Below are 6,571 nucleotides of genomic sequence, written 5' to 3'. Positions count from 1 at the left end.
CGCGAGCCGCGCGCGCCCGGGGCCGAGCGCGCCGGCCCGCCGCCGACCGCGCCCGAGCCGCCGCCGGCCCCCGAGCTGGCGATGCCGGACGAGGGCTCCTTCGCGGACATGCTCGCCTCCGAGGGCGCGGCGCCCCGCCGCCGCTTCCAGGTGGGCGAGAAGGTCGCGGGCAAGATCATCCAGCTCGGCCACGACGTGGCGTTCCTGGAGCTCGGCTCGGGGGTCGCCGAGGCGATGATCGAGGTCGCCGAGCTCAAGGACGCGGAGGGGAACGTCACCGCGCGCGAGGGCGACATCCTCGACGCGGTGGTGATCCACGCCGACGACCGGGGCGTCATCGTCTCGAAGGGCCACGCGCGCGCCACGCGGGATCACGCGCGCGAGGCGGTCATCGAGGCGGCCCAGACCGGCCTGCCCGTGGAGGGGCTCGTCAAGGCGGCGAACAAGGGCGGCCTCGAGGTCGAGGTCCACGGCGTCCGCGCCTTCTGCCCGATGTCGCAGATCGACGTGCGCTTCGTGGGCGACCCGGCGACCTTCGTCGGCCAGAAGCTCCTGTTCAGGGTGCAGCGCGCCGACGCGCGCGACTGCGTGCTCTCCCGCCGGGCCCTCCTCGAGGAGGAGCGCGCCGAGAAGGCGCGCGCCACGCGCGAGCGGCTCGCCCCGGGGGCCGTCTTCGAGGGCGTCGTCACGAGCGTGCAGGACTACGGCGCGTTCGTGGACATCGGCGGGGTCGAGGGGCTCGTCCACGTCTCCGAGCTGTCCTGGGATCGCGTCTCGAAGCCGCAGGACCTCCTCAAGTCGGGCGACGCCGTGCAGGTACAGGTGCTCCGCATCGACGAGGATCCGAAGAAGGGCGAGCGCATCGGCCTCTCGGTGAAGTCGCTCGCGCCGAGGCCGGAGCCGGTCGCGGCGCCCGCGGGCGAGCGGCCGGCTCGCCCCGCGCCGCCGCCGCCCCCGAAGGCGGGCGACGTGGTCGAGGTCACGGTCGACAAGATCGAGAGCTTCGGCGTGTTCGTCCGCTTCGCCGGCGGCCGCGGCCTCGTGCCCGCGAGCGAGAGCGGCACGCCGCGCGGGTCCGATCTCCGCAAGTCGTTCAAGGTGGGCGACGGCTTCCGCGCGCTCGTGCTCGCGATCGACGAGCAGCACCGCATCCGCCTGTCCAAGACCGGCGCGGAGGATGCCGCGGAGCGCGCCGAGGCGGCCGAGTACCAGAGGTCCGTCCCCCGCCCGTCGGGCAAGGGCTTCGGCACGCTCGGCGATCTGCTCCGGCAGAAGCTCGAGAAGAAGTAGCGGCGTTCCTCGCCGCCGCCCTGCGCGCCCGCTCGTCCCGGCCTCGCCGGGGGAGCGGGCGCGGTCGCTTCGGGCGCGAGGGTCCTGGCCGACCGCAGGCGGGCCCGCGCTCGGGGTCGGGCGCGGAGCGCGAGCAGGGCCCCTCGGCGTCCTCTCAGCCGCGCGGAGCGAGCCCCTCCCCCGGCTCCGTCTTGAAGGCGTGCGGAGGATCCCCGCTCGCCGCGGCCTGCGCGCGGAGCTCGCCCTCCCCTCCCTCGCCGCCCTGCGCTCGGGGCGCACCCGGCTGCTCGATCGCGACGCCCCAGGGCGCGAGGCCTCCCGCGGGCTCGGGTCCGAGGTTGGCGCGCACCACGAGCCCCGGCCGGTGGAGCGTGTAGGCGGTCCGCTCGCGCTCGACGCGCGGCCAGGCGCGCGCGATCTCGACGCGGTGCGCCCGCCGGAGCGCGAGGAGCCGCTGGTAGTGCCCGCGGAGCGCGCCGTGCCGACCGTCCCGGCGGTGCGAGAGCTTCGCGCGCAGGAAGGTCTCCTCCGCCTGCGGGTCGGGGATCTCCCCGGCTCCTTCGGCGATGAACTCGTTCTTGCGCCCCTCCGAGACCGCCGCGGCGAGCGCGGGATCCGTGTGGCTCGTGAAGTACGGGAACGGCCGGTCCTCCCCGTACTCCTCGCCCATGAAGAGGAGCGGCAACCCCGAGCCCAGCACGACGAGCGTGGAGAGCGGGTAGAGGGCGTCGAAGGGGACGAGGGCGGAGATCCGCTCGCCGTGAGGCCGGTTGCCCACCTGATCGTGATTCTGAACGCAGGTGACGAACCGGACGGGCGCGAGGCCGGCGACGTCGGTGCCGTGCGGCCGCTTCCGGTAGCCGGACCACTGGCCCTGGTAGACGAACCCCTCCGCGAGCGCCCGGCGGACGTCGTCTGGGCCGCCGAAGTCGCCGAGGAAGCCCTTCCGCTCCCCCGTGACGAGGGCGTGGAGCGCGTGGTGGAGGTCGTCCGCCCAGACCGCCGAGGCCCCCCAGCCGCCCGGCGGCGGGTCGAGCACCTCGCGGTCGTTCTCGTCGTTCTCCGCGATGACGTGCACCTCGCGCCCCGCGTCGCGGCCGGCCGCCCGGACCGCCTCGCCGAGCTCCGCGACGAGGTGCACGGGCGAGTCGTCCAGGATGGCGTGCGTCGCGTCGAGGCGCAGCGCGTCCACGTGGAAGTCGCGGATCCACTGCACCGCCGCGCCGATCATGAACCCGCGCACCGGCCCGGAGCCGTCGCCGTCGAGATCGAGCGCGTCTCCCCAGAGCGTTCGATGACGGTTCGTGAAGTAGGGGCCGAGCTCCGCGAGGTAGTTCCCCTCGGGACCGAGGTGGTTGTAGACGACGTCGAGGCACACCGCGAGGCCGAGGCCGTGGGCGCGGTCGACGAAGCGCTGCAGCGCCGCGGGGCCGCCGTACGCCTCGTGGACCGCGTAGAGCTCGACGCCGTCGTAGCCCCAGTTCCGGGCTCCCGGGAAAGGCTGGACGGGCATGAGCTCGACGCAGCTCACGCCCAGGTCGAGGAGCTCCCCGAGCCGCTCCCCCGCCGCGTCGAGCGTCCCCTCGGCCGTGAACGTCCCGACGTGCAGCTCGTAGAGCACGAGCGCGTCCTGCGGGAGCCCCCGCCAGCCTGCGTCGTGCCACGCGTGCCGGCGCGGATCGAACACCTCCGACGCGCCGTGCACCCCGTCCGGCTGCCGGCGGGTGGCGGGATCGGGCCGGACGCGCCCGTCCTCGAGGACCAGCGCGTAGCGCGTCCCGTCTCCGGCCGCGAGGTCCCCGGCGAACCAGCCGCCCGGCTCGGCGCGCAGCGGGTGCTCCAGGCCGTCGATGCGGACCGAGATACTCCTCATCTTCGGGGCCCAGACCTCGAAGCGAACCCGCCCGTCCGGCAGGATCGTGGGCCCGTGCGCATGGCGCGTCATTCCGGGAAGCTACGGGGCAGGAGAGGGTCGCGGAACCCCCGCGAAACGGCCCATCCGGCCGGGCCATCCGGGATTTACCCGCCGACTCGTCCGGCCGAGATTATGGAGCCCCGGATCGGAAGGCGGGGGTCGACGTAGCTCCCTCCGTGCGCTAGCTTGGCCCGCCCCCGCCCAGCTCGGACCTCGGCGATACTCGACCACTTTCCGACCCAACCCCAAAAAGGAAACCACGGGATGGCTACCTCTTCCGATCGCCCCACGACGAACCCTCATCTCCTCGGCTGGGTCGACGAGATGGCGAAGCTCTGCAAGCCCGACCGCGTGTACTGGTGCGACGGCTCCGAGGCCGAGAAGAAGCGCCTCACGGAGGAAGCCGTCGCCGCCAAGGTCCTCATCCCGCTGGACCAGAAGAAGTGGCCGGGCTGCTACTACCACCACTCGAACCCGAACGACGTCGCGCGGGTCGAGCACCTCACGTTCATCTGCACGCCGACGCGCGAGGAGGCCGGGCCCACCAACAACTGGATGGCGCCGAAGGAGGCCTACCACAAGCTCGGCCAGCTGTTCGAAGGCTCGATGAAGGGCCGCACGATGTACGTCGTCCCGTACATCATGGGCCCGGCGGCGTCGCCGTTCTCGAAGGTCGGGTTCGAGCTCACCGACTCCGTCTACGTCGCGCTGAACATGGGGATCATGACGCGCATGGGGAAGGTCGCGCTCGACCGGCTCGGCCAGTCGGACGAGTTCAACCGCGGCCTCCACTCCGTGGCCGACTGCAACCCCGACAGGCGCTTCATCTGCCACTTCCCGCAGGACAACACGATCTGGTCGATCGGCTCGGGCTACGGCGGCAACGCCCTCCTCGGCAAGAAGTGCCTCGCGCTCCGCATCGCGAGCTACCTCGCGAAGAACGAGGGCTGGCTCGCCGAGCACATGCTCATCCTCGAGGCGGAGAGCCCGCAGGGCGAGAAGCAGTACGTCGCCGCCGCGTTCCCGTCGGCCTGCGGCAAGACCAACTTCGCCATGATGATCCCGCCGGCCGCGTACAAGGGCTGGAAGATCCGCACCGTCGGTGACGACATCGCGTGGATGCGCGTCGGCGAGGACGGGCGGCTCTGGGCGGTGAACCCGGAGAACGGCTACTTCGGCGTCGCGCCGGGCACGAACCGCAAGACGAACCCGAACGCGATGGACTCGGTCCGCAAGGACACGCTGTTCACGAACGTCGCGCGCACCGCCGACGGCGACATCTGGTGGGAGGGCTGGGACACCGAGCCGCCCGCCGAGCTCATCGACTGGAAGGGACAGCCCTGGAAGAAGGGCTCGACCGAGAAGGCGGCGCACCCGAACAGCCGCTTCACGGCGCCGGCGCGGAACAACCCGGCGCTCTCGCCCTTCGTCGACGATCCCAAGGGCGTGCCCATCTCGGCGCTGATCTTCGGTGGCCGCCGCTCCACCACCGTGCCGCTCGTCCTCGAGGCCTTCAACTGGACGCACGGCGTCTACCTCGGCGCGACGATGGGCTCCGAGACCACCGCCGCCGCCACCGGCGCGGTCGGCGTCGTCCGCCGCGATCCGATGGCGATGCTGCCGTTCTGCGGCTACGACGCCGGCTCGTACTTCCAGCACTGGCTCGACATGCAGTCGCGCATCCCGAACCCGCCGAAGGTCTACATGGTGAACTGGTTCCGGAAGAGCGCCGACGGCAAGTTCCTCTGGCCGGGCTACGGCGACAACATGCGCGTGCTGAAGTGGATGCTCGATCGCGCCGCTGGCCGCGTGGGCGCGCAGGAGACCCTGCTCGGCTACACGCCGAAGGCGGGCGACCTCGACCTCTCCGGCATCGACGCGAAGCCCGAGGCCGTCGCCGCCGCCACCCGGATCGATCTGGGCGAGTGGGAGAAGGAGCTCGAGTCGCAGGAGGAGTGGTTCGACAAGCTCGGCAAGACGCTGCCGCGGCCGATCGCGCTCCAGCGCGAGATCCTGCTCGAGCGCGTCCGCTCCGCGCGGAAGGTGCAGTAGCGAGATCACACGGCCCAGCGGGCCCGGCCGCTCGGCGGCCGGGCCCCCTCCCCGCCGTTTCCCGACGGGCGCTTCCCTGCTCGGGCCGTTAAGCTCGTCGTCGAATGTGCACCCTCGCAGTCGCCCTGGGGACGGATCGCCGCTGGCCGGTGGTGGTGGCGGCGAACCGCGACGAGCGGCTCGGGCGGCCGTCGGAAGGCTGGGCGCTCCGTGCGCTCCCGGGCGGCGAGCGCTACGCCGCGCCGCTCGACGCGCTCGGCGGCGGCACCTGGATCGGCCTCTCGCGGACGGGCGTCGTCGCCGCGCTCACGAACTACCACGCCCCCCTCGACTGGTACCCCGACCTCGCGCGCCGCTCGCGCGGCGAGCTCGTGCCCCTCGCCCTCGCGGCCGGGTCGGCGGAGGGCGCGCGCGCCGCGTTCGGCGCCGTCCGGCCGGACGCCTGGAACCCCTTCCACCTCGTCGTCGCCGACGCACGCTCCGCCTTCCTGTGGTGGTACGACGGCGAGCGCGCGGGCGTCGAGGCGCTCGGCCCCGGCCTGCACGTCGTGACCGAGAACGCCTGGGACGGGCGCTGCCCGCGCGCGGCGCTCGTGCGGGCGCGCTGGCCGCTCGACCCCGGCGTCGAGCGGCTGCGCGAGGTGCTCACCGTCCACGCCCCGGAGGGCGACCCCGTGCCCCCGCGCGGCGCCGCGGCCTCCGGCGCCGCGACCTGCATCCACATGGACCCCGCGTACGGGACGCGCTCCTCGACGGTGCTGCGGCTGACCCGGGAGCTCGCGACCTCGGAGCTCTGGACCGCCGACGCCCGCCCCTGCCTCGGGCCGCTCGAGGACCGCTCCTCGCTCGCGGTGGCGCTGGCGCGGACGGCTTGACGCGCCGCCACCGCCGCGCCATGTAGAGCGGCGCATGGGCCTCCTCGATCGCGTGTCGTTCAAGAAGCAGGACGTCGAACCGCCCGAGGCGATCGACCTCGTCGACGGCGGCGTCCGCATCCTCTGGCGGGGCGGGCCGGAGGTGACGCTCCCGAACCACCTGCTCCGCGACTTCTGCCCCTGCGCAGGCTGCGTCGAGGAGGGCACGGGCCGGAAGCTCCTCGACCCCACCACGATCCCCTCCGACATCCGCCCGCTCGGCCTCGAGGCGGTGGGCAACTACGCGCTCCGGATCCGCTGGTCGGACGGCCACGACACCGGCATCTACTCGTGGGAGACGCTCCGCCGCGCGTCGGGGCTCTGGAAGGACTGACGGGCGTCGCCGAGCGCGCCCTCGCCGCGGGAGGGCCCCGCGCGAAGCGCGGGAGGGGCGAAGCCC

Annotated in this window: 5 protein-coding genes; 4 read left to right on the top strand and 1 reads right to left on the bottom strand. The window is 73.5% G+C overall.

Annotated features, from left to right (window positions below; all coding sequences use genetic code 11):
• The coding region (locus MNY60_RS23035; protein ID WP_242362006.1) for a 30S ribosomal protein S1 at positions 1–1,290 on the top strand (1,290 nt) is incomplete at its 5' end.
• 154 nt (positions 1,291–1,444) lie between these two features.
• Here the strand turns inward: MNY60_RS23035 and treZ are convergent.
• Entirely contained in the window at positions 1,445–3,235 is a 1,791-nt protein-coding gene (gene treZ / locus MNY60_RS23030) for a malto-oligosyltrehalose trehalohydrolase (protein WP_242362004.1), read from the bottom strand.
• Between the two features lie 234 nt (positions 3,236–3,469).
• Here treZ and MNY60_RS23025 point away from each other — a divergent pair, with 234 nt between their 5' ends.
• The 3 genes from MNY60_RS23025 to MNY60_RS23015 all read left to right on the top strand — a co-directional run bounded on the left by MNY60_RS23025 (position 3,470) and on the right by MNY60_RS23015 (position 6,505).
• Positions 3,470–5,257, top strand: coding sequence for a phosphoenolpyruvate carboxykinase (GTP) (locus MNY60_RS23025; RefSeq protein WP_242340664.1), 1,788 nt, complete (start codon positions 3,470–3,472; stop codon positions 5,255–5,257).
• A gap of 104 nt (positions 5,258–5,361) precedes the next feature.
• Positions 5,362–6,132 (top strand): NRDE family protein, encoded by a 771-nt coding sequence (locus MNY60_RS23020; protein ID WP_242340663.1) that lies wholly within the window; start codon positions 5,362–5,364, stop codon positions 6,130–6,132.
• A 34-nt stretch (positions 6,133–6,166) separates the two neighbouring features.
• Positions 6,167–6,505 carry a DUF971 domain-containing protein gene (locus MNY60_RS23015; protein ID WP_242340662.1) on the top strand — a complete coding sequence of 113 codons (339 nt, stop codon included), beginning with the start codon at positions 6,167–6,169 and terminating at the stop codon, positions 6,503–6,505.
• Positions 6,506–6,571: the final 66 nt, after the last annotated feature.

The organism is Anaeromyxobacter sp. SG17, assembly GCF_022690695.1.
Lineage (GTDB): Bacteria > Myxococcota > Myxococcia > Myxococcales > Anaeromyxobacteraceae > Anaeromyxobacter > Anaeromyxobacter soli.
Note: the sequence above shows the minus strand (reverse complement) of the source record. Positions and strands in the feature narration are given on the sequence as shown.